The 22,034-nt window shown below is 68.4% G+C and carries 21 protein-coding genes; 11 read left to right on the plus strand and 10 right to left on the minus strand.

The genetic code is table 11. From position 1 onward, the window contains the following. Positions 1–100 precede the first annotated feature (100 nt). Complete coding sequence (locus tag AB0J95_RS03870; RefSeq protein ID WP_364751877.1) at positions 101–724, minus strand: LysE family translocator; 624 nt, start codon at positions 722–724, stop codon at positions 101–103. A 223-nt stretch (positions 725–947) separates the two neighbouring features. On the opposite strand from AB0J95_RS03870, the gene AB0J95_RS03875 reads away from it, so the two are divergent. From AB0J95_RS03875 to AB0J95_RS03885, 3 genes are all read left to right on the plus strand, one after another. After that, a complete protein-coding gene (locus AB0J95_RS03875; RefSeq protein ID WP_364753454.1) occupies positions 948–3,218 on the plus strand; it encodes a Tat pathway signal sequence domain protein in 2,271 nt (756 codons plus the stop codon). 105 nt (positions 3,219–3,323) lie between these two features. Continuing rightward, entirely contained in the window at positions 3,324–4,049 is a 726-nt protein-coding gene (locus tag AB0J95_RS03880) for a DUF2470 domain-containing protein (RefSeq protein ID WP_364753457.1), read from the plus strand. An 84-nt stretch (positions 4,050–4,133) separates the two neighbouring features. Beyond that, complete coding sequence (locus AB0J95_RS03885; RefSeq protein ID WP_364751880.1) at positions 4,134–4,682, plus strand: CHRD domain-containing protein; 549 nt, start codon at positions 4,134–4,136, stop codon at positions 4,680–4,682. Between the two features lie 23 nt (positions 4,683–4,705). Here the strand turns inward: AB0J95_RS03885 and AB0J95_RS03890 are convergent, their stop codons facing one another. Then, positions 4,706–4,999, minus strand: a complete 294-nt coding sequence (locus AB0J95_RS03890) for a hypothetical protein (protein ID WP_364753459.1) — start codon at positions 4,997–4,999, stop codon at positions 4,706–4,708. 365 nt (positions 5,000–5,364) lie between these two features. On the opposite strand from AB0J95_RS03890, the gene AB0J95_RS03895 reads away from it, so the two are divergent. Then, positions 5,365–8,322, plus strand: a complete 2,958-nt coding sequence (locus tag AB0J95_RS03895; RefSeq protein WP_364751883.1) for a tetratricopeptide repeat protein — start codon at positions 5,365–5,367, stop codon at positions 8,320–8,322. A gap of 171 nt (positions 8,323–8,493) precedes the next feature. Here AB0J95_RS03895 and AB0J95_RS03900 read toward each other — a convergent pair whose 3' ends face one another. Further along, positions 8,494–8,961: a PPOX class F420-dependent oxidoreductase gene (locus AB0J95_RS03900; RefSeq protein ID WP_364751886.1), complete on the minus strand. Its 468-nt coding sequence runs from the start codon at positions 8,959–8,961 to the stop codon at positions 8,494–8,496. A gap of 22 nt (positions 8,962–8,983) precedes the next feature. Between AB0J95_RS03900 and AB0J95_RS03905 the strand changes: the two genes are divergently transcribed. After that, positions 8,984–9,784 (plus strand): CPBP family intramembrane glutamic endopeptidase, encoded by an 801-nt coding sequence (locus AB0J95_RS03905; RefSeq protein WP_364751889.1) that lies wholly within the window; start codon positions 8,984–8,986, stop codon positions 9,782–9,784. Here the strand turns inward: AB0J95_RS03905 and AB0J95_RS03910 are convergent. Together AB0J95_RS03910 and AB0J95_RS03915 are read right to left on the minus strand one after the other, a co-directional pair. After that, positions 9,777–10,664, minus strand: a complete 888-nt coding sequence (locus AB0J95_RS03910; RefSeq protein ID WP_364751892.1) for an SDR family NAD(P)-dependent oxidoreductase — start codon at positions 10,662–10,664, stop codon at positions 9,777–9,779. The genes AB0J95_RS03905 and AB0J95_RS03910 overlap by 8 nt on opposite strands. Positions 10,665–10,673: 9 nt before the next feature. Then, positions 10,674–11,471, minus strand: a complete 798-nt coding sequence (locus AB0J95_RS03915; RefSeq protein WP_364751895.1) for a glutamate ABC transporter substrate-binding protein — start codon at positions 11,469–11,471, stop codon at positions 10,674–10,676. Positions 11,472–11,655: 184 nt separating this feature from the next. Between AB0J95_RS03915 and AB0J95_RS03920 the strand changes: the two genes are divergently transcribed. Together AB0J95_RS03920 and AB0J95_RS03925 are read left to right on the plus strand one after the other, a co-directional pair. Further along, on the plus strand, positions 11,656–12,900 hold the full coding sequence (locus AB0J95_RS03920; protein ID WP_364751898.1) for an arginine deiminase: 1,245 nt from the start codon (positions 11,656–11,658) through the stop codon (positions 12,898–12,900). Between the two features lie 203 nt (positions 12,901–13,103). Then, positions 13,104–13,634 (plus strand): ferritin, encoded by a 531-nt coding sequence (locus tag AB0J95_RS03925; RefSeq protein WP_364751901.1) that lies wholly within the window; start codon positions 13,104–13,106, stop codon positions 13,632–13,634. Between the two features lie 4 nt (positions 13,635–13,638). On the opposite strand, the gene AB0J95_RS03930 is transcribed toward AB0J95_RS03925, so the two are convergent. The 5 genes from AB0J95_RS03930 to AB0J95_RS03950 form a co-directional block, all read right to left on the minus strand. Continuing rightward, the gene (locus AB0J95_RS03930) at positions 13,639–14,451 is read right to left on the minus strand and encodes a hypothetical protein (protein ID WP_364751904.1); all 813 of its coding nucleotides are present in this window, start codon (positions 14,449–14,451) and stop codon (positions 13,639–13,641) included. Between the two features lie 2 nt (positions 14,452–14,453). Continuing rightward, positions 14,454–14,996: a SigE family RNA polymerase sigma factor gene (locus AB0J95_RS03935; protein ID WP_364751906.1), complete on the minus strand. Its 543-nt coding sequence runs from the start codon at positions 14,994–14,996 to the stop codon at positions 14,454–14,456. 72 nt (positions 14,997–15,068) lie between these two features. Next, a complete protein-coding gene (locus AB0J95_RS03940) occupies positions 15,069–15,419 on the minus strand; it encodes a DUF952 domain-containing protein (RefSeq protein WP_364751909.1) in 351 nt (116 codons plus the stop codon). After that, positions 15,416–16,372, minus strand: coding sequence for a DUF5926 family protein (locus tag AB0J95_RS03945; RefSeq protein ID WP_364751912.1), 957 nt, complete (start codon positions 16,370–16,372; stop codon positions 15,416–15,418). Before AB0J95_RS03945 ends, AB0J95_RS03940 begins: the two co-directional genes overlap by 4 nt. A gap of 11 nt (positions 16,373–16,383) precedes the next feature. Then, on the minus strand, positions 16,384–17,118 hold the full coding sequence (locus AB0J95_RS03950) for a glycerophosphodiester phosphodiesterase family protein (RefSeq protein WP_364751915.1): 735 nt from the start codon (positions 17,116–17,118) through the stop codon (positions 16,384–16,386). 60 nt (positions 17,119–17,178) lie between these two features. On the opposite strand from AB0J95_RS03950, the gene AB0J95_RS03955 reads away from it, so the two are divergent. The 4 genes from AB0J95_RS03955 to AB0J95_RS03970 all read left to right on the plus strand — a co-directional run bounded on the left by AB0J95_RS03955 (position 17,179) and on the right by AB0J95_RS03970 (position 21,781). Continuing rightward, a complete protein-coding gene (locus AB0J95_RS03955; RefSeq protein ID WP_364751918.1) occupies positions 17,179–18,351 on the plus strand; it encodes a cytochrome P450 in 1,173 nt (390 codons plus the stop codon). Between the two features lie 129 nt (positions 18,352–18,480). Then, positions 18,481–19,251: an ABC transporter ATP-binding protein gene (locus AB0J95_RS03960; RefSeq protein ID WP_364751922.1), complete on the plus strand. Its 771-nt coding sequence runs from the start codon at positions 18,481–18,483 to the stop codon at positions 19,249–19,251. Then, positions 19,239–20,003, plus strand: a complete 765-nt coding sequence (locus tag AB0J95_RS03965; protein WP_364751925.1) for an ABC transporter ATP-binding protein — start codon at positions 19,239–19,241, stop codon at positions 20,001–20,003. Before AB0J95_RS03960 ends, AB0J95_RS03965 begins: the two co-directional genes overlap by 13 nt. Next, positions 20,000–21,781 (plus strand): AMP-binding protein, encoded by a 1,782-nt coding sequence (locus AB0J95_RS03970; RefSeq protein WP_364751928.1) that lies wholly within the window; start codon positions 20,000–20,002, stop codon positions 21,779–21,781. The genes AB0J95_RS03965 and AB0J95_RS03970 overlap by 4 nt, the downstream gene beginning before the upstream one ends. The last annotated feature ends 253 nt before the right edge of the window (positions 21,782–22,034 follow it).

The raw sequence follows: 22,034 nt of genomic DNA on the forward strand, positions 1-22,034 counted from the left end.
TCAGGACCCGGCCTGGTTGTTCGCGGGAGCCATGACCACCTGTCGCTCGATGAGTGGGACCGGCCCGGCCGTCCCCACGTCGGCGTCATGTGGTGAGCCGTCAGTCGAGGGCGATCTTGACGCCCAGGCCGACCAGGATGGTGCCGGTGACGGCGTCCATCGTGCGGCGCACTCGTGGCGAGGTGAAGAACTTCCGAAGGGCGCCCACGATGTTCGCCAGCACCGTGAACCACACCACCGTCACGACGACGGCCAGCGCAGACAGCAGCAGCGTCTGGTCGAGTCTTGGTGTGCCCGCGAGGAACTGGGGCATCAAGGCCACGAAGAACACCGCGCACTTGGGGTTGAGCAGGTTCGTCCACAGACCCTGGCGAAACGCCGACCAGGGCCGCACAGTGGTCGCGCTCTGGCCGAGCTCGACCTTCTCGCGGCGCCGCCGGGCCGCGATGAGGGCCTTGACGCCGAGGTAGGCGAGGTACACCGCGCCGACCAGCTTGACCACGGTGAACGCCATCGCGGACGCCGCCAGGAGGCTCGCCACGCCGAACGCGGCCACCACGGCCCACACGAACACACCGCTGGCGATCCCGAACGCGGTCGCCATCCCGGCACGCCGGCCCGATACCGCCGCGTGGCGGGTCACGATCACGAAGTCCGGCCCCGGGGACATCGCCGCCAGCAACACCACACCCATGAACGCCAGAAGATGCCCAGCACTGATCATCCGCCCACGCTAACCCGCGGCCGCAGCCCGTCCACGGCAATTTCCACAGCGTGAGACCTCCCGGTAGAGGTCCGAGGGCTTCAGGTATGTGAACGTTTTCACGTCTTGACCGCACTCCACCGAGCAGCCTAGTTTCGAGGAAACATCGGAGGTATACGAACGGGTAGGTGGCAGAGTGGCCGACCTCAACCGACGCACGATCCTCTCAGGGGCCTTGGCCGGGATGGCCGGGGCGACACTGGTGAATCCGGCGGCCGCGCTGGCCGAGGACAACAGCGCGGGACAAGACCTCGGAGCTGCGGGCCTTGGCGGTGGCGTCGACTGGGCCGGGTTTCTGGGTGGGGCCGATCTTGTCTGGCGGCGGATGCCGACGACCTGGTACGACGGCCCCTTCCTGGGCAACGGGTTCCTCGGGTCGGGGATCTACGCCGAACCCGGCCGCAACGCGATCCGGTTCAACGTCCAGCACAGCCAGGTGCAGGACCACCGGCCACAGTTCGGCTCGCTGTTCGGCCTGGCCCGGCTGCCGATCGGGTACTTCACGCTGGAGCCGGCCGGCACGATCACCGCGATCGACTGGCGGCTCGACCTCTGGAACGCCGAGCTGACGGGCACGCTCACCACCACGAACGGCAGCCTGAAGATCCGGGCGATCGTCCACAGTGTCCGGTCGGTGCTCGCCATCGAGATCACGCCGACCGACGGCGAACGCGGCTTCAAGTGGGTCTTCCATCCCGCGACGGCGGTCAGCCCGCGGACCGACCCCGTCTTCGGCAAGCCGCCGCCGGAAGGGTACCTGCCCAACCCGCCGGCCGACATCCACACCAGCGGCGACACAACCCTTGCGGTGCAGTCACTTCTCGCCGGAGGCGAACACGTGACCGCCTGGCGCGAGACCAGTCGTGGTTCGACGAGGACCCTCTACACGGCGGTCGCGTGGTCGCATCCGGAGCGGTCCGCGGGTGCGAAGGCGATGCGGATGGTCCGGCTCGTCGGCCCGTTGTGGGAGCTGGCGCAGGAACACCAGCAATGGTGGCACGACTACTACCGGAGGAGCTTCCTGTCCATTTCGGACACAAGGCTGCAGTCGTTCTACTGGATCCAGCTCTACAAGGTCGCCTCGGCCGCGCGGAAGGACGCCCCGGTGATGGCGACCAGCGGGCCGTGGCTGGAGCCGACGCCCTGGCCGGCGACCTGGTGGAACCTGAACGTCCAGCTCGAGTACTGGCTGATCCACGCCTCGAACCACCTCGAGCTCGACGCGGTCACCTACGCCATCGACCGGTTCCGCGACAACCTCAACTCGCAGGTCGCGCCGGAGTACCGCGAAGGCAGCTACGGCATCCCCCGTACGACGGACATGACCCTGCTCAACGGTGGCGGAACCGGCACCGCGGGCTTCCCGGTCGGCGTCCCGGGCAAGGAGACGCCCACCCCGGAGGTCGGCAACCTGACCTGGGCGTTGCACAACGTCTGGCTGTCCTACCGGCACACCATGGACGAGCGGATCCTGCGCAACGTCCTGTTCCCGTTGCTGCGTGGCGCGATCAACTACTACCTGCACTTCCTCGCGCCCGGCGCCGACGGCAAGCTGCACCTGCCGTTCACGTTCTCCCCCGAGTACGGCGTGAACGCCCCGGACTGCACGTACGACCTCGCGCTGATTCGTTGGGGTTGCCGGACTTTGCTCGAGGCGACCGCGATCCTGCGGATCTCCGACCCGCTGGAAGCCAAGTGGCGCGAGGTGCTCGGCACTCTCGTTCCGTACCAAGTGGACGCCAACGGGTACATGATCGGCGCGGGCGTGCCGTTCGCGAAGTCGCACCGCCACTACTCGCACCTGCTGCAGATCTACCCGTTGTACGAGGTCACCTGGGAGCAGCCGGAGAACCGCGAGCTGATCGACAAGTCGCTGCAGCACTGGATCACCTTCGAGGGCGCGTTGCAGGGCTACACGTTCACCGGCGCGTCCTCGATCTCCGCGCAGATGCTGCGGGCGGACAAGGCGAACTTCTACCTGACCGAGCTGCTGCGCCGGTTCATCCAGCCGAACACCATGTACAAGGAGTCCGGCCCGGTCATCGAGACGCCGCTGTCGGCCGCGCAGTCCCTGCACGACATGATCTGCCAGAGCTGGGGCGGTGTGCTGCGGGTGTTCCCGGCGGCGCCGTGGCCGGACATCGCCATCGACAACTTCCGCACCCAGGGCGCGTTCCTGCTCAGCGCGTCCCGGCAGAACGGGCAGACCCGGTGGCTCCGGCTCAAGAGCGAGGCGGGCGCGCCTTGTGTCGTCCGGCATGGCATCACCGGCGAGCTTCAGGTCAAGGACCGCGGGGGCCGTGATCTCAGCTGGCGAGAACAAGCCCCGGGCACGATCGAGGTGGACCTGCCGCGCGGCGCCGAGGCGCTGATCAGCCGAAAGGGTGACCGGCCGGACTTCGAGGCGGCCCCGGTCGCCTCGTCCGGGCCTGCTTCGCCGTGGGGTTTGCCCTGACGGGGTGATGCCCACTTCCCAACCACGCTCCCTCCAAGTTAGGCTCGCCTTACTTGGAGGTGAGCAGTGACCCAGACCCCCACTCCGGCCGAACGCGCCCGCACCATGGCGGCGCGTGGCGGCAAGGCGACCCTGTTGCCGTCCGCCGAGGGTCTGGCCGGGAAGATCACCCCACTGACTCACCACGTGCACGCCGACGGCACCGCCAGCGTGCTGATCACACAAAGCCATCCGCTGGTCACGGCCGCCTGGGCGGCGCCACGGGGTGAGCTCGCGGCGATGCTGGAGCTGGCCGACACCGCGCCGGTGCCGTTGCGCGAACCGGTCCGCGGCCTGCTCTGGCTCACCGGCTGGGTTCGCGCGCTGTCCGAGGACGAGGCTCGGCGGGCGGCGATGCTGGTCGCCGAAGACCGGCCGGATCCGCGGCTGCTCGACGTCGGGCACGGCGCCACGATGCTGCAGGTCGTGCCCGCGTCGATGGTGCTGGCCGACGCCGAGGGCACGCATTCGCTCAGCATCGACGAGTTCACCGGCGCCACGGCCGACCCATTCTGCGTCTACGAGGCGGACTGGTTGCGGCACCTCGAACTCGCGCACACCGACGTGGTGTCCCTGCTGGGCCGCCACCTGCCAGCCGAGTTGCGCGGTGGGCACATCCGGCCGCTGGGCCTGGACCGGTTCGGGCTACGGCTGCGGGTCGAGGCCAGCGACGCCGACCACGACGTGCGCCTCGCGTTCGAGCAGCCGGTGTCCACCACCGCCGAACTGGCGAACGAGCTGCGCCGCCTGGTCGGCTGCCCGTTCCTCGCGGAGACCAGAAAACAGGGCTGAGTTCCCGTGTAGACGGTGAACCGCCGCAAGACCATCGGCGTAGTTACCTCCTGGCGTGGCCTTTCACCCCAGGAGGCAACACTGATGACTAGTCACAGGCGTCTGCTCGCAGTCATGGCCGCGGTGGGCGCGGCGGTCGCGCTGTCCGCGACGGCGAGCACGGCGTCCCCCGCCGCCGACTCGTTCGGTGGCCGGAACACCTTCCGGGAGTCCCTCTCCGGCTATCAGGAGGACCCGCTGGTGCTGTCCACCACCGGCGGCGGACAGTTCCGGGCGTCGATCAACGACCGGACCATGGAGATCTCCTACCAGCTCAGCTACTCGGGCCTGGCGGGCAACGTCACCCAGTCCCACATCCACTTCGGCGGCCGGTCGCAGAGCGGCGGCATCAGCGTGTTCCTCTGCACCAACCTGGGCAACGGCCCGGCCGGCACCCAGGCCTGCCCGGCCGCCCCGGCGACGATCAGCGGCACCATCAAGGCCACCGACATCATCGGGCCCACCGGCCAGGGAATCGCCGCCGGTGAGTTCGCCGAGCTGACCAAGGCCATGCGGGCCGGGGTCACATACGTCAACGTGCACAGCGCGACGTTCCCGGGCGGGGAGATCCGCGCCCAGCTCGACCACCACTGACCCGCATGCCGGTTCCCCGCCCGTCACCGGGCGAGGAGCCGGTCCAGGTGCGTGTCGAGGGCGGCGACCGCCGACTCCGGGGTCTGCAGCCCGATGAGAATGTGCGAGGTCGGACCGTCCAGCATGGACAGCAGGGCGGCAGCGTGCCGGCGGGCGTCGGGACGTCGGCACGCGCCATCCCGCTCGCGATGTACTCCTCGAACCCGGCCACGCCCTTGAGGAGTTCCTCGGCGATCGCGGGGGTGACCGCGGCCCGGGCCGGGAACCGGCGCGAGGACCTGCGCCTCGGCATGGCGTTCCCCGTCCAGCGGGAGCATCTGCAGCAGCAGTGTCCTGATCGGACCGCCGTCCGGGCTGCCGTCGCGCAGCCGGGTCTCGACGCGGGTGTTCAGCAGCGCTACTGGGACATGGTCAGCGGCCGGGCGTACACGTTCGGCGAACGGATCGGCGCAGGGCACTCAGGCCCGGCGGCCGAGCGATGATCATGGACTGGCAGCCGAGCGGAAAACGGCGTAACCGGCGGCAAGCAGTACCTCTCGCCGCGCTCCATCACTCCTCTGGGTCTTGCGCTGGTGTCGGGCACCCAGAACGGTTGGCACGACCGTAGGAAAATCGTGCAACCAATCCCGTCTGGCCGGTGTTGTCACTGTGAGGGCTGCTCGGCTGGGCGTGGGGGAGACAGATGGAGTTCGTTCTGCTGGGCTCGGTCGAAGGCTGGGCCGGCGAGCAACGGGTGGACCTGGGCACGGTCCGCCAGCGCTGCGTGCTCGCGGCGCTGCTGGCCTCGCCAGGCCGCCCGGTGCCGCTCGACGTCCTGGTCGACCGGGTGTGGGGCGCGGACCCGCCGGTTTCCGTGCGCAACACGCTGTACAGCTACATCGCGCGCCTGCGTCGGATCCTCACCGAGCACGGGCTCGCCCTGGACAAGCGCACGGGCGGGTACCAGGTGGCAGCCCCTGTTCATGCTGTCGACTTATGGCAGTGGGACGAACTGCTACAGCAGGCGCGGACTGCCGTTGCCGACGGCGAGCGTATGGAGTTCCTCGACCGCGCGTTGGACCTGTGGCAGGGACGTCCGTTGGACAACCTGGACGGCCAGTGGGTCGTCCAGGTCCGGGACAAGATCGAGCAGCAGTACATCGCCGCGCTGGCCGAGTGGGCGGAGCTGACCATCGACGACGGGCGCGCGGCCGATGTCGCGAGCCGGCTGGCCGGTCCGGTGGCCGCGTGGCCGTCGGTGGAACCGCTGGTCGCGGCCCGGATGCGGGCGTTGCGGGCGATGGGCCGGACCGCGGAGGCGCTGGAGTGCTTCGCGCGGATCCGGCAGCACACCATCGACGAACTGGGGGTCGAACCGGGTCAGGCGCTGCGTGAGCTGCACATGTCGCTGCTGCAGGAGCCGGACGAGCGCGCGGTGCCGAAGCCCGCTCAGTTGCCCGCTGCCGTTGCCGACTTCATCGGGCGTGCGGACGCAATCGAACAGCTCAACTCGCTGGTGTCCGCGGACGCGTTGGTGATCACCGCGCTCGCGGGGACGGCCGGAGTGGGCAAGACGGCGTTGGCTGTGCAGTGGGCGCACCAGATCGCGCCGGAGTTCCCCGATGGGCAGCTGTACCTGAACCTGAACGGGTACTCGTCGGCGCCACGGGTCGAACCTGCGCGGGCCTTGGATCTGATGTTGCAGTCGCTGGGTGTGCCCGGTGACCAGATCCCGGCGTCGGTGGAGAGCCGGGCCGCGATGTACCGGTCGTTGCTGGCCGGCAAGCGGATGCTGGTCGTTCTGGACAATGTGGACAGTGCCGGGCAGGTGCGGCCGCTGCTGCCCGGGCAGCCTGGGTGTCTGGTGCTGGTCACCAGCCGGGACCGGCTGGGTGGACTGGTGGCGATGGACGGGGCGCGGCGGATCGACGTGGACTTGTTGTCCCACGACGAGTCTTTCGCGTTGATGCGGCGGTTGCTGGGCGATCGTGTCGATGCCTCGCGGCAGGCCACCGACCGGTTGGTGTCGTTGTGCGGGCGGTTGCCGTTGGCGCTGCGGATCGCCGCGGCGAACCTCGGGTCGCAGCCGATCGCGTCTTATGTGCAGACGTTGGAGCAGAACCGCCTGGGCCAGTTGGTGATCGACGGTGACTCCCGTGCGGCGGTGAGTACCCAGCTCGACTACTCCTACGAGCACCTGGGGGTTGCCGAGCGGGAGATGTTCCGGTTGCTGGCCTGCATTCCCGGGGCGGACGTCTCCGCTGAGGGCGCGGCGGCACTGCTGGGGTCCACTGTGGAGGCTGCCCGGCCTTTGCTCGCCCGGCTCGTGGACGCGCACCTGGTGGTTCAGGAGCGGTCGCGGTTCAGCTGTCACGACCTCTTGTCCGCCTATGCCGGTTCGCTGGTGGACGATTCGGAGACTTCGGCGGCGTTGCACCGGTTGTTCGGCTGGTGCCTGGACATGGCGATGGCCGCGATGGAGCAGATCGACCCCAACCGGCGGAAGCTGCTGCCGCCGCCGGTCGACATCGAGTTCCCGTCTTACGACTCGGCGATGACGTGGCTGGAGACCGAACGGTCGACACTCGTCGCCGTCACCGTCGCGGCGGCCGCGCGGGGGTGGCATTCGTATGCGTGGGAGCTGCCGCATGCGTTGTGGTCATATTTCTATATCCGGGGTCACCTGAACGATTGGCACACCACCCACGAGCTCGCTTTGACCGCCGCGCGCGCTTTGGACGACCCCATGGCGCTGGCCGAAACGCTGAACAATTTGGGGACCGCGCACAGACGTGCGGGCCGGTTGCCGCAGGCGCTGGATCATCACCTTGACGCTTTGGGAATTTATCGACAAATCGGCGATGAGGTGGGGGCGGCGACGGCTTTGTCGAATACCGGGATCGTGCATCAGCGGCTGGGGCAGTATCCCCAGGCGCTGGATCATTTCGGTCAGGTGCTCGTGTTGCAGGAGCGGTTGGGGGATGTCCGGCAGCAGGCTCGGACGCTCGGGAACCTGGGGGTCATCTACGAGGAACTGGGGCGTTATCCCGAGGCTTTGACGCACTACGGCCAGGCTTTGGCGAAGTTCGAGCTGATCCGGGATCGGCTTGGGGAGGCTATCGCTTTGGCCAATATCGGGATTGTTCATCAGCGGCTGGGCCAGTATCCGCAGGCGCTGGATCACCAGAGGAAAGCGTTTGCGCTGCATCAGTCGCTCGGTGATCGGCAGGGGGAGGCGGCGGTGCTGGCGAACCTTGGGTATACGTACTGTCAGCTGGGGCGGACGACTGAGGCGTTTTCGCATCAGCAGCAGGCGCTGACGCTGGCGCGGCAGATCGGGGATACGGATCTGGAGAGTGAGATCCATAATGATCTTGGGGAGACGCATGCCGCGGCGGGGGCGCATATGGCGGCGTTGACGGAGTATCGGCATGCGTTGACGATGTCGATTGATACCGGGAATCGGCATCAGGAGGGGCGGGCGCACCGGGGGATTGCTCAGGCTCAGCATGCCGTTGGGGAGCACTATACGGCTCGGAAGCATTGGGGGGCTGCGCTGCGGTTGTATACCGAGTTGGGGGTGGCTGAGGTTGCTCGGCTGGGGGCTGAGCTTGCTGCTCTCGACCCGGATTGCCAACCCACTGGTGATCGCGTTCGCTGAGTTTTTCTGAGGGGTGGAAAGAATGCGCTCGCCGCGCGGCAGGCCGCCAAGAGGGGCAAGGGATCCTTCGGATCCTTTGGGGTGGGTTGGGTGCGTGCCCTCTGGGCGCTTGCGTGCGTTGGGGTGGGGTGGAGTGGGTGCTTGGTGGAATTGGGTTAGTTGGTTGGTTGACTAGTCGGTTGCCAGGTGGGCGGGGAAGCCGCCGGTTGCTATGGGGCCCCAGGTGGTGGGGGTGATGCGGATGAGGCTTTTTCCTTGTTTCCGCATCGCCTCTCGGTATTCGTCCCAGTCTGGGTGTTCACCGGAGATGCTGCGGAAGTAGTCGACCAATGGTTCGAGGGCTTCGGGGAGGTCGAGGACTTCTGCTTCGCCGTTCACCTGGACCCAGGGGTCGTCCCAGTCGTTGGACAGGATGCAGAGGGAGGCTTGGGGGTTGGTTCGGAGGTTTCGGACTTTGGCTCGCTGCGGGTAGGTCGAGATCACCACCCGGCCTTCGGTGTCCACTCCGTATGTCACAGGGGACATTTGTGGGGTCCCGTCGGGTTTGTGGGTGACCAGAATCGTGCGGTGGCGGGGGCGGAGGAAGTCGAGCAGCTCGGCACGGTCCACTTTGGTGTTCGTCGCGATTCGTCGGGCCATGGGCGGAGGGTAGCGTGCGGGGGTGGCGAACGGACTACGCGGCTGGTTGGCGCCGCGGCGCGATCGGGAGGTCGTGACCGACCCCGAGCAGCGCAGAGCAATCAAGATCGAGCTGTGGATCGTCTTCCTGGTGACTCTGGGGATGTCGGGGCTGCGGAGCCTGTTGTCGCTGGTCGACTCGTTGCTGGCGCCGGCGCCGCTGAGCGACCAGAAGGTGGCGTTGAACGTCCCGCAGGCCACGGCGGACCTGATCGACCTCTTCAAGCAGCTGCTCAGCGCGGTGCAACTGGTGGCGTGGGGTGCGTTGGGCGTCTACCTGTTGTGGCGGGCGGGTAGACAGCTGAGGGACGTGGGGCTGCGGTACTTCCGCAGTGACCCGTTGCGGGGTGTGGGGCTGGCGGCGCTGATCGGCATCCCGGGGCTGGGGTTGTACCTGCTCGCGTATGCGTTGGGTGTGAGCCTGCAGGTCGTGCCCACGACGTTGACGGACACGTGGTGGCGGCCGATCGCGCTGACGTTGTCCGCGTTTGGGAACGCGTGGGCCGAGGAGACCTTGGTGATCGCGTACCTCATCACCCGGTTGCGGCAGCTCGGGTTCGGCGAGAACAAGTCGTTGCTGTTCTCCTCGGTGCTGCGCGGCAGTTACCACCTGTACCAGGGGTTCGGTGGGTTCGTCGGGAACCTGGTGATGGGGTTGGTGTTCGGGCGGATCTGGCAGCGCACCACCAGGTTGTGGCCGATGGTCATCGCGCACACGCTGCTGGATGTGGTGGCGTTCGTCGGATACTCGTTGCTCAGCGGGGTTTCCTGGCTGCCTAAGTGACGTTGTAGCGCATCCGCTGCATCATGTTCTCCGGGCCCGGCTGGATCCCGGACGAGGTGAACAACCCGCCCATCTGCTCGGCGAGATCGGCCGGGTCCCAGCGCTTGCCGCCCGCCTTGATCTCCGCGACGGAGGTGTAGGGCTGGAAGATCTCGACGCTGTCGCCCTGCACCCCGAACACCTTGCCGCTGATGTGCCCGGCGTCCGGCGAACACAGGTAGGCCACCAGCGGGGCGATGTTGTCCGGGTCGAAGAAGTCGAAACCGTCCTCGGCCTCGGCGACCGCGCTGAACAACGGCTCGGTCATCCGGGTGCGGGCCGAGGGCGCGATGGCGTTGGAGGTCACGTCGAACCGGGCCATCTCGATCGAGACGATCGTTGAGAACGCGGCGATCCCGGCCTTGGCGGCGCCGTAGTTGGTCTGGCCGAAGTTGCCGAGCAGACCGGAAGTCGAGCTGGTGTGCACGATCCGGCCGGGGCGTTGGGCGGCACGCCAGTACCGGCAGGCCGCGCGGGTGGGCGCGAAATGGCCGCGGAGGTGGACCCGGACCACCGCGTCCCACTCCTCGTCGGTCATCTTCACCAGCGTGCGGTCGCGCAGGATGCCCGCGTTGTTGACCAGCGCGTCCAAGTGACCGAACTCCTCGACGGCGCCGGTGACCAACTGGTCGGCGAAGTCGGTGTCGGCGACGTCCCCCGAGGCGACGACGGCTCGGCCACCTGCGGCGATGATCTCGTCGGCCACGTCGTACGCCGGTGACGGGTCGAAGTCGGCGAGCACCACCGAAGCGCCCTGCCGGGCGCACTCCAGCGCCTCACCGCGGCCGATGCCCCGCGCCGCACCGGTGACGATCACAACCTTGCCGTCGAGGATGCCCATGGCACGACCCTACGGACTGTCGGCCACCTGCGGCTTGACCGGCGCGCGGTAACCCGACCGGCCGACACTGTCGGTGACGAACTTCTGCCAGCTGCCGTCCGCGATCATCGACCGCAGCGCCTCGGTCACCTGACGGCGGCGCGGATCGCCCTTGTGCAGGCCGATGCCGTAGCGCTCGGTGGAGAACGGCTTGCCGACGAGCTTGAGCCGCTCGGGCTGCTCGGCGGCGTAGCCCGCGAGGATCACGTCGTCGGTGGTGACCGCGTCGATGTCGCCCTTGAGCAACGCGTCCACACACTCCCGGTAGGAACCGTGCTGCTCCAACGTGACCGAAGCCGCATAGGTCGCCTGGACCTTCTGCGCCGGAGTGGACCCGGTGACCGAGCAGAGCTGCCAGTCGCTGTCGTTCAACGACTCCGGCCCGTCGATGTCCGCGTTCGCCTTGCGCACCAACAGGCTCTGGCCCGCGACGAAGTACGGACCGGCGAAGTCCACGTGCTGCTTGCGGGCGTCGGTGATCGAGTAGGTGGCCACGACCATGTCCACTTTGCTCTGCTCGAGCATGGACTCGCGGTCGGCCGCGCGCGCCTCGACGAACGTGATGTTCCGGCTGTCGGTACCCAGGCGCGTGGCTACGTACTTGGCCACGTCGACGTCCAGCCCGGTGTACCCGCCGTCCGATCCGCGCAGGCCCAGGCCGGGCTGGTCGAACCGGATGCCGATGGTCAGCTTGGGCCCTGCCGGTGCGCCGCTGCTCCCACAGCCGGCCACCAGCAGCACACACAATGCCGCTACTGCGCGTATCAAGACCGCTCCCCGACTCCTGCCACCGAATCCGACCGTACCGGCCGATCCGGGACGCAACAAACCGCGTACATTTCCGTCACCAGGCGAAACGAATCACTGTTTCGATCACTCCGCACCGTATGTTTCGATGAGAAATCACCTCGGTACGCGACGATTTGCATATCCAGCCGGTAGCCTTCGAACCGTGACCGCGTACTCCGCAACAGACGTGACAGCCGAGGTCGAGCCCCAGGCGCAGCCCCGAGTCGACAGCGAGGTGGGCACGCTCCGTACCGTCCTGCTGCACCGCCCCGGGGCCGAGCTCAAGCGGCTCACCCCGCGCAACAACGACAAGCTGCTCTTCGACGGTATCCCGTGGGTGGACCGCGCGCAGGAGGAGCACGACAGGTTCGCTCAGGTCCTCACCGACCGGGGCGTCGAAGTGATGCTGCTGGCCGACGTGCTGGGCAAGGCGCTGGAGGACGGCCGCGCCCGCGCCACCGGCGTCTTGACTGCTGTGGACGAGCGCAGGCTGGGCTACGAGCTGGCCGACTCGCTGCGGTCGCACCTGTCCAGCGTGGACAGCAAGACCCTGGCGCACGTGCTGACCGCGGGGATGACGTTCGAGGAGCTGCCGGTCGCCGAGGGCGCGTCGCTGGTGCGCCGGATGCACGGGCCGCACGACTTCGCCATCGACCCGCTGCCGAACCTGTTGTTCAGCCGGGACTCGTCGGTCTGGATCGGCGACCGGGTCGCGATCGCCTCGCTGGCCATGCCCGCGCGGGTCCGCGAGACCTCCGTGCTGGATCTCGTGTACGCCTACCACCCGCGGTTCCGGCTGTCCGGCCGCGCGTACGGCGCGCACTCCGCTCCGGTCGAGGGCGGCGACGTGCTGCTGCTCGCGCCGGGCGTGCTCGCCATCGGGGTCGGCGAGCGCACGACTCCGGCAGGCGCGGAATCCCTTGCGCGGTCGGCATTCGCGGACGGTCTCGCGCACACCGTGCTGGCCGTGCCGATCGCTCAGGACCGCGCGACCATGCACCTGGACACCGTGTGCACGATGGTCGACAAGGACGCGGTGGTCATGTACCCCGCCGTCCGCGACTCCCTGATGGCGTACCCGATGCGGCCCGACGGCTCCGGCGGGGTCGCCGCTTCCGGGCCGGTGCCGTTCCTGAGCGCCGCAGCCGAGGCGATGGGGATCGAGCGGCTGCGCGTGATCGACACCGGGCTCGACTCGGTGACCGCCGAACGCGAGCAGTGGGACGACGGCAACAACACGCTGGCCCTCTCGCCGGGTGTTGTCGTCGCGTACGAACGGAATGTGGAGACCAACGCGCGGCTCGAGGAGGCCGGCATCGAGGTCCTCCGGATCAGCGGGTCCGAGCTGGGCTCCGGCCGGGGCGGGCCGCGTTGCATGTCCTGCCCGATCAACCGCGATTCCCTGTAACCGGAACAAGGGCGGCGGTGACCGGCCCAACGGCATGGGCCTGGCTTTTTGACCCGGAATCAACGGTGGGGCGGCCAAGGCCGTCCCACCCCGGAAATCCCGCGGGAAATAAGGAACGCCTTACCTAAATGCATTCTCGATAGGCTTGCCTAAATTAGCATCGCCAAATTGTGGAAACAAGGGCTCTTGGTTATCTTGCGGACATGACCAGCAAGTTCCACGAGCTGCTGCAGCAGCAGATCCGTAACGAGTTCACCGCTTCCCAGCAGTACATCGCGGTCGCCGTGTGGTTCGACGACCAGGACCTCCCCCAGCTCGCGAAGCATTTCTACCACCAGGCGCTGGAAGAGCGGAACCACGCGATGATGATCGTGCAGTACCTGCTCGACAACGACATCAAGGTGACCGTCCCCGGTGTCGACGAGGTGCGCAACGACTTCAGCACGGCCGTGGAGCTGGTCGAGCTCGCGCTGAACCAGGAACGGCAGGTCACCGACGAGGTGATCCGGCTGGCCAAGACCGCCCGCGACGAGGACGACTACAAGGGCGAGCAGTTCATGCAGTGGTTCCTCAAGGAGCAGGTCGAGGAGGTCGCGCAGATGTCCACGTTGCTCAACGTGTTCAAGCGGGCCAACGGAAACCTGTTCGACGTGGAGAACTTCATCGCCCGGGAAACGGTCGGCGACGCCGGTTCGGACGCCGGCGCCCCGCGTGCCGCCGGTGGTTCGGTCTAGTTCCTCAGCATTCCGTCTGGCTGCCGAGCAGGATGATCCCGGTCACCTTCGAAGTGTCCATGTCGTAGGAGATCGAGTACCAGGCTGACGTGCGGCCCGGCACCGCGACCACCGAGGGCGACTTCTGCGCGTCGAAGTCGCGGTAGTGCGAAAGCGCGATCTCGATGTTCGTTCCCTCGCCGACGTCCTCGGGGGTGTGCACCTTGATCGACGGGTCGATCAGGACCACTCCCGAGCGGGGCGAGACCACGATCCGGGAGCCCGGCTGGCCGCCGATCGTGTAGGTCACGCACTGGCCGGCCGGGACCGGGGCGGCGGGCTGGTTCACCTGACCGGTGGCGACCACCTGCTCGGCGGTCATGCCGAGCCGGAACGGCCCGTACCCGTTCGGACCGAGCACGGTGGCGGTGACCGCGGGCACGACCGCCGGCTTCGAGGTCGACGCGGCCGGTCCACGCGGACTGGTCATCACCGTCGGCGCGTTCGCGCGCCCGGATGCCGGCGGCGTGGTCGCCGCCGACGGGGTCTGGACCTGGGGTGTGGTTCCCGGCGACGTGGTGTCGGTCGAGGTCGAGGTGACGGAGAGTGTGGGTGCGTCCGCCACCTGGTTGGACTTCGACGGTCCGTGAGTCAGCACGATGGTTCCGGTGGCCAGGACGGCCGCGGCGACCACACCCGCCGCGCTGACCAGCGCGATGCGGTTGCGGCGAACCCGGCGGGCCCCGGCGACCACGGTCTTCTCGGCGTCGGCGGCCACCTGGACGTCCAGCCTCCTGTCCTGGAAGAGCCTGGTCAGCTCCTCCTCGAGGTCGTCCATCCTCAGTGCCTCCCTTCCGCCGTCGCGCCCAGCCTGGTCCGCAGACTCGCCATCGCCTTACTCGCCTGGCTTTTCACCGTTCCCGTGCTGATCCGCAGGGTCTCGGCGATCTCCGCCTCGGACAGACCCTCGTAGTAGCGCAGCACGATCACCGCACGCTGCCGCTGGGGCAACGCGCGTAGAGCCTGCCAGAGGGGCTCGTTGTCGAACGAGTCAGGTACGGACGGGCCCGCGACCTCCGGCAGGTCGGCGACCAGGCTTTCCTTCCTTCTTCGTCGCCACCAGCTGATGTGCGTGTTCGACATCGCGCGGCGCGCGTAGGCGAGCGGGTCACCTGTGCTGCGCACGACCGTCGACCACCGGGCGCCGATCTTCTCCAGGACGGCCTGGACCAGGTCGGCTCCGTCGTGCGGGTTGCCCGTCAGGGCATACCCGTAGCGAAGCAGGCCGGGCAACGCCGCCCGGACGAACTCGCCGAAGTCGTCCACTGCGTTATCCCCCGAGTCAGCTGGATGGACCGCAGCCCGGGACAGAACCGAGGTCATCCACCCTCCCCGCGAGACGACTCACTGGACATGCGGAACACGCCAGTCGGCCCGCGGGGGTTGCCTTGTCTTTCAGTTCCCGTTTCCGGCCAGGGCGGCGGGCAGCCGGAACCGGCCGTCCGGACCCGCCGGGAACTCGTGCACGGCCACCACCGCTCGTCGCGATATCGGTCCGTAGACGTGCGGGAACCAGGGGAGGTTGTCCCCGGGCGGATCGGCCTCTTCCCACCGTACCGGGCATTCCAGCAGGTCAGGGTCGATGACCAGGAGGACGAGGTCCGACCGGCCCGCGAAGAACTGACCGGCTGGCATGTGCACCGTGCCGTAGTCGGCGCAGTGGATGAAGCCCACCTCGTCGAGCGAGTCCGCCCGGTAGTCGCCACTCTCCGGCCATTCCGAACGGCCGCAGATGTGCAGGATCATCGGATGGTGACCTGGCGGCCGATCAGCCCGTCCCGGGACCGGCGCTCCTCACCGGTCAGCGGCGTGCCCTCGAGCGACGCCAGTGCCTCGGCCAGGCGCTCGCCCAGCTCGGCGGCCGGCTTCTCCCACTCGCGGGCGTGCGGCTCGGGGTCCAGGTCGAACACCGGCACCAGCAGGCCGTGCGCGCGGAACGAGCCGGCGTACTTGGAGCCCTCGCCCACGGTCAGCGTGCCCGCGGCGGCGAGCCGGGCCATGGCGGCCATCAGCTGCTCCTCCGGCTCCGGGCGCACCCAGCGCAGGTAGGCCTTGTCGCCGGCCAGGGTCCAGTAGGCGGCCGGGCCGATCCGGTGGGTCGGCATGATCGCCGCGTTGGCCCGCTCCAGCGACAGCGCGACCTCGCCGGTCGCGTCCGTGCCGGGCGCCAGCCACCAGCCGAAGTCCTCGTGCACCTCGGGCTCGACCACGGCGTCCGCGTCGATCAGGTCCTGCAGCCGGGTGGTCCCGGTCTGCGGCACGATGCTGAGCACCTCGCCCGCCTCGGCGGTCAGCGCCCACTCGATCGCCTCGGCCACATCGCGGCTGATGTTCTCCGAACGGGTCTGCACCTGCAGGCCGATGAACGCGGCCTCGTCCTCACCGGCCCGCACCAGGGCGGCGGAGGCCAGTGGCAGCACCGTGCCCAGCGTGATGGTCCGCTTGGCCTCGGTCTTCAGCGGCAGGGTCACGGTCGCGGACGGCACGAACTCACGCAGCGCGACCAGCTCGCACTCGCCGGCCAGGCCCTCGAACGGCCGCGCCCCGGACAGGTCGGCGGCACCGCCGGGCGCCCCGTGGCACGCCTTGTACCGCTTGCCCGAACCGCACGGGCACGCCTGGCGCGGGTTGATGCCCTCGTCCCCGGCGGACGCGCGCCGTGCTCGTCTGGCCTGCTTCGCCCCGGCGCCCTTGCCCACCTGGTACTCCTCTAAGTCATCTCGGACGGTTGTGTCCCCGGGACCGTACCGCGCAGCACGGCCGCGGTCGCCGCGGGCTTGTTCGTCGCGAGGAACCGGACGCCCAGCTCGCGGCACAGCCGGACGTCGGCCGGCTCGTCCACGGTCCACACATACGTGGGACGTCCGGCTTTGGCCACGTAGTCCGGGTCCGTGCGCAGGCGGTCGATGCTCGGCCCGACGTAGTCGCCTATGCGCGGCGTGACGCGTGTGCTCGTCAGCATGACCGTCGGCAGCTGCGGTGCGTGCCGTCGCATCCGCAGGATCGCGCGCTGCGAGAACGACATCACCACGACCGGCGACTCGTCCTTGTCCTTCGGCCGCGCGAGTCCATGCCGGGCCAGCAACGCCACCAGCTTGGCCTCGACGAGACCGCCGTAGCGGACCGGATGCTTGGTCTCGACGAACAGCCGCACCCCCGGCCGGACCAGGCCCAGCAGGTCGTCCAGGGTGAGCACACCCGGGTTCTCGTCGCCGAAACTGAGCTTGTTCAGCTCGGCTAGGGTCTTGGTGCTGACCACGCCGGAGCCGTCGGAGGTGCGGTCCAGGGTCCGGTCGTGCACGCAGACGAGCTCGCCGTCCTTGGTCAGCCGGACGTCACACTCCAGCCCGCCGGCCTGCTGGGCGAGCGCCAGCTCGTAGGCGGCCAGGGTGTGTTCGGCCCGTTCGGCGGAGGCACCACGGTGCGCTACGACTTCAGGCAACACTCAGTGATAGTGACACGTCCCGCTGGCAACCGTGTGAACTGCGGACATACGGTGACCGACATGCCGTTCGACCCGCAGGACCCCGATTTCGTCGCCGATCCGTATCCCGCGTTCGCCGCTTTGCGGGCGAATGGCCCGGTCCACCAGCACCCGGGCCTCGGCCTGGCGGTCGCCGTGTCGCACGCCGCGTGCTCGGAGGTGCTGCGGCACCGGTCGCTGGGCCGGATCTGGTCGGACGCCACCCCGATCGAGCAGTTCACCTCGTTCAACCTGCTGCATCGCAACTCTTTGCTGGAGAACGAGCCGCCCGTCCACACCCGGCTGCGCAAGCTTGTATCCACCGCATTTCTGCGCGGTCATGTCGAGCGGCTGCGGCCCTGGGTGGAGAAGCTGTCCACGCGTCTGGTCGACGACCTCGCCGCCGCGATCGCCGCCGACGGGCACGGCGACCTGCTGGCCTTCGTGGCCGCTCCCCTGCCGGTCGAGGTGATCGCGGAGCTGCTCGGGGTGCCGTTGGCGGACCGGGCGCGGCTGGTGCCGTGGTCGAACGCGATCGTGAAGATGTACGAGTACGGCCTGCCCGCGGACATGCGGGCGAAGGCCGAAGAGGCGGCTTCCGAGTTCGTCGCCTACCTGCGGGAACTGGCCGCGGATCCGGCACCGGACAGCTTGATCAGCGACCTGGTGTCGGTGCGGGACGCCGGGGACCGCCTGAGCCAGGACGAGCTGGTCGCCACCTCGGTGTTGCTGCTGATGGCGGGGCATGAGGCGACCGTGAACGTCATCGGCAACGGGGTGCTCGCGTTGATGCGCAACCGGTCGCAGTGGCAGCGGCTGGTCGATGATCCCGCGCTGCTCCCGACCGCTGTCGAGGAGCTGATCCGGTACGACGCGCCGCTGCAGCTGTTCGAACGGACCGCGACCGCGGAGGTCACCATCGGCGGCGTGACCCTGCAGCCCGGCGACAAGATCGCCGCCCTGCTCGGCGCCGCCGCCCGCGACCCCGAGGTGTTCGTGCGACCGGACGTTCTGGACGTCGGCCGGAACCCCAACCCGCACATCGGGTTCGGCGCCGGGATCCACTACTGCGTCGGCGCGCCACTGGCCCGCGTGGAGATCTCGGCGGCGCTTGGCGCGTTGATCACCCGGTTGCCCAATCTCCACCTGGCCGCCGAACCCGAGCGTCGTCCCGAGTTCGTGATCCGCGGCCTGCGGTATTTAACTGTCGAGTAACCAGAGGTCACAATCCGACTTAGGTGGCTTGCCCAGCCCCGAACCCGCAGCTAGCGTCCGTGATCTAGGTCACAAGCGGTTTGCCCGGTTTGTCAACGGCGCGAAGGACGGGGCACAACTGTGTTGTCGGTGAGCAACCTGGAAGTGGTCTACGACGACGTAGTCCTCGTACTTCGTGGCCTCAGCCTCGAGGTGCCCAGCGGGGCGGTGGTCGCCGTGCTGGGCGCGAACGGCGCGGGCAAGACGACGCTGCTGCGGGCCATCTCGGGTTTGCTGATGCCGCACCGCGGCAAGATCACCAAGGGCACAGTCCGGCTGGACGACGAGGACATCACCGGCATGGACCCGGCCAAAGTGGTCCGCCGCGGCATCGCCCAGGTGCTCGAGGGTCGCCGGGTGTTCGCCGAGATCACCGTGGACGAGAACCTCCGGGCGGGCGCGCACACCCGGTCACGCGCCGAGGCGCGGGAGTCGTATGCGCGGGTTCTCGACTTGTTCCCGCTGCTGGCCTCGCGCAGGAAGTCGATCGCGGGCTATCTGTCCGGCGGGGAGCAGCAGATGCTCGCGATCGGGCGGGCGTTGATGGCGTCACCGTCGTTGCTGCTGCTCGACGAGCCGTCGCTGGGGCTCGCGCCTCGGCTGGTCGAGCAGGTGCGGGACATCATCGTGGAGATCAACCGGCAGGGCACGAGCGTGCTGCTGATCGAGCAGAACGCGGTGATGGCGCTGGCCATCGCGCAGGCCGGGTACGTGCTGGAGAACGGGAAGGTCGTCAAGGACGGACCGGCCGCGGAACTGCTGGCCGACGAGGACATCCGCGAGTTCTACCTGGGTTCCGGCGAACGAAGGTCCTTCGCCGACATCAAGACCTACCGGAGGAGGAAGCGGTGGAGCGCTTGACCGTGCGCGACCTGACGTTGCGGTTCGGCGGGGTGACCGCGTTGAACGGCGTCAGCTTCGACGTGCACTCCGGTGAGCTGTTCGCGGTGATCGGTCCGAACGGCGCGGGCAAGACCTCGATCTTCAACTGCCTCAACGGCGTCTACCGCCCGCAACAGGGCAGCATCAAACTGGGTGACGTCGAGCTGACCGGCAAGTCGCCCGCCCGCATCGCCTCCCTCGGCGTGGCGCGGACGTTCCAGAACCTCGGCCTGTTCGAGAACCTGTCGCTGATCGACAACCTGATGCTGGGCCGGCACCACCTGATGCGCACCGGGATGGTGTCCGGGATGTTGTGGTGGGGGCGGGCCAAACGCGAGGAGATCCAGCACCGGTCGGCGGTCGAGGAGGTCATCGAACTGCTGGAGCTGGAGGCCTACCGGCGGACCCCAGCGGGACTTCTGCCTTACGGCGTGGCGAAACGGGCCGAGCTGGGCCGCGCTTTGGCCATGGAGCCCCGGTTGCTGCTGCTGGACGAGCCGGTGGCCGGGATGAACCTCGAGGAAACCGAGGACATGGCCCGGTACCTGACCGAGGTCCGGCGCCGGCTGCGGCTGACGATGATCCTGGTGGAGCACGACATGCGGCTGGTCATGGACCTCGCCGACCGCGTGCTGGCGCTGGACTTCGGCGTGCCGATCGCGACCGGGACCCCGGCGGAGATCCAGCACGACCCGGTGGTCGTGGAGGCCTATCTCGGCGGTGCGGCATGACAGCTGCCCCGGCAGAGAAGACCACGCTGCCTGCGCGGTTACTTGAACTGGCAGCGTCGCGGCCGCGGGATGTTGGCGTGCGGTGGAAGCAGTTCGGCAAGTGGCAGGAGTTCACTTGGGCCGCTTACGCTTCGCGGGTCGCCGGGATCGCCGCCGGGTTGCGGGACCTGGGCGTCGGGCCGGGCACGCGGGTAGCCATCCACGCGGAGAACCGTCCTGAGTGGATATTCACGGACCTCGCCGTGCAGGGGCTCGGCGGGGTGAGCGTCGGCATCTACCCCACTTCGCCGGCGGCAGAGGTTGAGTACGTGCTGGCGGACGCTTCCGTTGAGGTACTGGTCACCGAGGACGAGGAGCAGCTCGACAAGGTGCTCGCCGTGCGGGACCGGTTGCTGGCCCTGCAGCACATCATCGTGATCGACCCTCGCGGCGTGCGGTCGCCGGATGTGCTGACCTTCGCTGATGTGGCCGATCGCGAGGACGTTCTGGACGCTTACGCGGCTTCGGTCGCGGAGCTGGATCCTTCGGCTACCGCGATCCTGGTGTACACCTCCGGAACCACCGGGCCACCCAAGGGCGCGATGATCTCGCACGCGAACCTCGTGGCGGCCGGGCAGTCCTTCGTGACCTCGTTGCCCGCGGGGCCCTCCGACGAACTGTTGAGCTACCTGCCTTTGTGTCACGTCGCCGAGCGGTTGTTGTCCGTGATGGACGCTTTGTGGGCCGGGGCGACCGTGAACTTCGGGGAGGGCGGCGAGTCGTTCCCGCATGACCTGCGGGACGTGCAGCCTACGGTGTTCCTCGGGGTGCCGCGGGTGTGGGAGAAGATGATGGCCGGGGTGGAGATCCGGATGGCCGACGCCTCCTGGCTGAAGCGGGTTACCTACCGGGCCTGCGTTTCCGCGGGGCGCCGGATCTCGGTGCGGCGAATGCGCGGCTCACTGTCGCTTGTGGACAGAGCTGTGCTTGGCGTGTGCTGGCTGCTGGTTTTCCGTTCGCTGCGGGAGAAGCTGGGGATGGCCCGGGTCCGGGTACCGTTGAGCGGCGCCGCGCCGATCGCCCCCCAGGTGCTGGAATGGTTGTGGGCCATCGGGATCCAGGTCCGCGAGGGCTACGGCCAAACGGAGAACACGGCCATCTGCACCCTCAACCCAGCCACCGATGTGCGACTCGGGACAGTGGGAGTGGCGAGTCCGTCCGTGGAAGTGCGCATCGCGGCCGACGGGGAGATCCTGACGCGCTCGGCGGGCGTGTTCCAGGGCTACCTCAACATCACGTCGTCACCGGTCGACGACGAAGGCTGGCTGCACACCGGCGACATCGGCACGCTGGACGACGACGGCTACCTGCGGATCACCGACCGCAAGAAGGACATCATCATCACCGCCGGCGGCAAGAACATCTCGCCGTCCGAAATCGAGAACCTCCTCAAAGTCTCGCCGTACATCAGGGAAGCGATCGTCATCGGAGACCGCCGGAAATACGTCACGGCGCTGATCGGCATCGAACTGGAGACGGTCGGCGACTGGGCCACCCGCCGCGACCTCCCCTACACCACCTACGCGGACCTATCGGGAAAGCCGGAGGTGTTCGCGCTGATCCGCAACGTCGTGCACGCCGCCAACCGACAGCTGGCGCAGGTCGAACACGTGAAGCGGTTCTGCCTCCTCGACAAAGAACTCGACCACGAAGACGGCGAACTCACCGCCACCCAGAAGGTCAAACGCACCGCCATCGCCCGCCGCTTCGCCACCCAGATCGAGGAGATGTACCGATGAGCCCCGGGCCTGCGGGTGGGGGCGGCGCCTTCTGTGGCTGGGGCGGTTCGATTTTGTGCGGGGACGTCCGCGGCGCCCGGGCAGGCGAAAGGCAAACAGGTCTGGCGACCTGCCCTGCCGGAAAGCGTATGGGCGCCGCCGCCCCGCGCAAAATCGAACCGCAACGGCGCCCATCAAATGCCGCCCCCAAGCGGGCAAACCGCCAAAGAGCCGCTTCCCCTCATCCCAACAGGAATCCCCCGCCGCTCCCAGG

Source organism: Actinocrispum sp. NPDC049592, from assembly GCF_040675465.1.
In the GTDB taxonomy this organism is placed as follows: domain Bacteria; phylum Actinomycetota; class Actinomycetes; order Mycobacteriales; family Pseudonocardiaceae; genus Kibdelosporangium.